Annotated in this window: 5 protein-coding genes; 1 reads left to right on the top strand and 4 read right to left on the bottom strand. The window is 44.4% G+C overall.

The window, feature by feature from the left end; all coding sequences use genetic code 11:
* Window positions 1–891 (top strand): 3'-5' exonuclease (locus B2U10_RS14280; RefSeq protein ID WP_290788476.1); only part of this gene is annotated, 891 nt, incomplete at its 5' end.
* A 51-nt stretch (window positions 892–942) separates the two neighbouring features.
* Here B2U10_RS14280 and mscL read toward each other — a convergent pair.
* The 4 genes from mscL to B2U10_RS14260 form a co-directional block, all read right to left on the bottom strand.
* Window positions 943–1,335: a large-conductance mechanosensitive channel protein MscL gene (mscL, locus tag B2U10_RS14275; protein WP_035409394.1), complete on the bottom strand. Its 393-nt coding sequence runs from the start codon at window positions 1,333–1,335 to the stop codon at window positions 943–945.
* 12 nt (window positions 1,336–1,347) lie between these two features.
* A complete protein-coding gene (locus B2U10_RS14270; RefSeq protein ID WP_290788473.1) occupies window positions 1,348–1,539 on the bottom strand; it encodes an HAD hydrolase family protein in 192 nt (63 codons plus the stop codon).
* Window positions 1,508–2,197, bottom strand: coding sequence for an HAD hydrolase family protein (locus B2U10_RS14265; protein WP_422653615.1), 690 nt, complete (start codon window positions 2,195–2,197; stop codon window positions 1,508–1,510). The genes B2U10_RS14270 and B2U10_RS14265 overlap by 32 nt, the downstream gene beginning before the upstream one ends.
* Window positions 2,198–2,305: 108 nt before the next feature.
* On the bottom strand, window positions 2,306–2,991 hold a 686-nt coding region (locus tag B2U10_RS14260), incomplete at its 5' end, for a phospholipase D-like domain-containing protein (RefSeq protein ID WP_290788467.1).

Here is a 2,991-nt window from a genome sequence, read left to right as displayed (position 1 = left end):
ATCCATACGAAGTTCGCCGGATATATCTCAAAAGCTCAACTGGCTCAATTGCAACAGTTTGGTTCGGGTGAATCTGTATTTGATCTACTCATAAACAAAATCGAGATGAAGTTTTATCAAAAGAAACAACTTCAACAAATGAAGCGCACATTCGCTTCCATTCAGACCGTTCGACCGTCTGCTGCCCTCTCATTGATTCGTCATGAACTGGGCTACGAAAAGAATTTGCGGAAAATGAGTGAGAGTCTCGGTTTTAGTCTCGATCACCTGCTTGAGACATTAAATACGATCGATAACATCGCAAGTGATGTACCGACGTTACTCGCCTTTCGTGAGCGGATCGCGCATCTTGAACAGTTGATGCGTGATGCGAAACAAAACAAAAATCAAAATGCGGTCACCCTTTCGACCTTTCACAGTGCAAAGGGGCTTGAATTTGATCGCGTCTTTATGATTGATCTCGTTGCTGGTATTCTTCCATCGGCTGACACGATCAAGGCGTACAAGAATGGACAACTCGATGATATGGAAGAAGCAGCACGCTTGTTTTACGTCGGGATGACACGGGCACGACACGAACTGCATCTCCTGTCTTATCGTTTTAAATCGAAATCGTTCGATGTCTCACCATTCGTCGAAGACGTTCATCGTCTTGTTACACCGGATTCCGCAAAACGAAAAATAGAACGCCAACGTCCTGCCATTGCAGCGCGAGCTAAAGTTCCTCCACTTCCGATCACTGAGAACATGCGTGTATCGCATACAGCATTTGGTCCCGGAACCGTCTTGCACCTGGTTGATGACGTGCTAGAAATTTCATTTGATCAAGGAATGAAAAAACAGCTTTCGTTACAAGTCTGCTCCGAAAATGCATTACTCGAAATTTTATGAGCCAAAAAAGCCTGTTTCACATAAATATGTGAGACAGGCTTTTGGTATATATCAGTTTTTAGGTGATGACTCATTTTGACGAATCAAGGCATCTCTGATTTCTGTCAATAGTTTTTCTTCTGTCGTTGGTACCGCTTCTTCTTCGACGACTTCTTCCTTCTTCCGGAACGAAGTGATTCCTTTGACGAAGATGAACAAAGCAAAGGCAATCAATAAGAATTCGATACTCGCCTGAAGGAACTGACCGTACTGTAATTTTGCATTTCCGACCATAATTGATAATCCTTTGACATCAATACCACCGATGATGATACCGATCAACGGCATGAAGACGCTGTCGACGAGTGATTTGATAATCCCGCTGAACGCAGCACCGAGAATGACTCCGACCGCTAAATCGATCACATTGCCTCGAAAAGCAAACTCCTTAAATGCCTTAAACATGAAACGTCCCCCTTACCAAGCACGGGACGCCAGTTGCTGAATCGCATATCCGACGCCGTGCTCATCGTTTGTTTTCGTCACATGATGCGCAATCGCTTTTGCTTCATCATGACCATTCCCCATCGCGATCGCCTTTCCAGCAACCTTAAACATGGGAAGATCGTTCAGATTATCACCGATGACAGCGACTTGTTCGATCGGCACACCAAGGTGGTCCNNCGAGGATTTTAACTGCCGTTCCTTTATCGGCACCGACTGCCATGACTTCGATGTTATCGTGTCCTGACGACGTGACATAGACACCCTCGACTTTCTGCTCGATTTCCTGCCAGATTGTTTTCATCAATTCTTGATCAAATGAGAACGAAATGAACTTGAATACTTTTCCCGCTTGATTACGAATGTATGACCGGAATCCATCAATCATCTTGACGTCTTCGTGGACATAATAGCGATCGTGGAAGAAATCAAGCACTTGTTTTGCCCGATCACTTTCTTCACTTAATTCTTTTAACGAATCGTAGGCTGCATCAATCGTCGCTCCTTGCGCTGTCACGAGTCCTTGATCACAGAACATCTCGAAGAAGACTTCGTACTGGCTAATGATGCCGTAAATTTGCTGTGCTTGTTCTGTCGTCAGAGTCGTCGCACTCAACTCTTCTCCATCGACGGTCATCACACGTGCCCCGTTTGAAGCAATGATCGGACAATGAATGCCTGCGGCATCCGTCAATTCTTTAGCATTTAAGTAATTACGTCCTGTTGCAATTGCAAACTCGACACCTTGTTCGCGTGCTGCTTCAATTGCCTGAATCGTCTCCGGTTCTATTCGTTGTTTGCCCGAAAGAACGGTACCATCCATGTCTGATACGAGTAATTTAATTGGATTTGCCATCGTCTTCACTCTCCTCTTTTTCTATTTCCATACCACTATACCATTTTTCACATTTTGACTGGTCGTAAACACGGTTTACAAAATCGGTGACAACAAACGCGAAATACTTTCCTTGAATTTGATCATTCTTGAACGCGCAACATACGACTCGACCGTCATGAGCTTTGATACATCACAATCGGCTAAGAAGAGCCGTTCTAGTTCAATTGCTACTTCCTGATCATAGACAATTGTATTCATTTCGAAATTTAAACGGAAACTTCGTGCATCGATATTCGTCGTCCCGACTGAAGCAATCTCTCCATCAACAACAATCGTCTTCGCATGTAAAAATCCAGGTTCATACGTGTAGACTTTAGCTCCGTACGACAACAACTCTCCTACAGCAGCTGTCGTCGCCCAATAAACGAATGGATGGTCCGGCTTATTCGGAATCATGATGCGCACCTCCACTCCAGACAGAAGAGCTGCCTTACATGCATCTAAATAACTCGTGTCTGGAATGAAATAAGGCGATTGAATGTAAATCGTCCGCTTTGCCTCATTGATCATCTTGATCAAAGCAAGCTTCAGATATTCTGAACGGGAATCCGGACCCGACGTGACGATTTGCATCGGTAATATATTCTGAACCCTGTGTGTCCCGTAGTAGAACAATGATTTTTCTGTATAGACGTCACTCGCTTGATTCCAGTCAAGAATAAAACGGTCGAGCTGATCGTGAACGACATCACCTTTCAAGCGAAAATGCGTATCCCGCC

This window comes from Exiguobacterium sp. UBA7533 (assembly GCF_002479335.1).
Lineage (GTDB): Bacteria > Bacillota > Bacilli > Exiguobacteriales > Exiguobacteriaceae > Exiguobacterium_A.
This window is presented reverse-complemented; position numbering and strand designations above follow the sequence as displayed.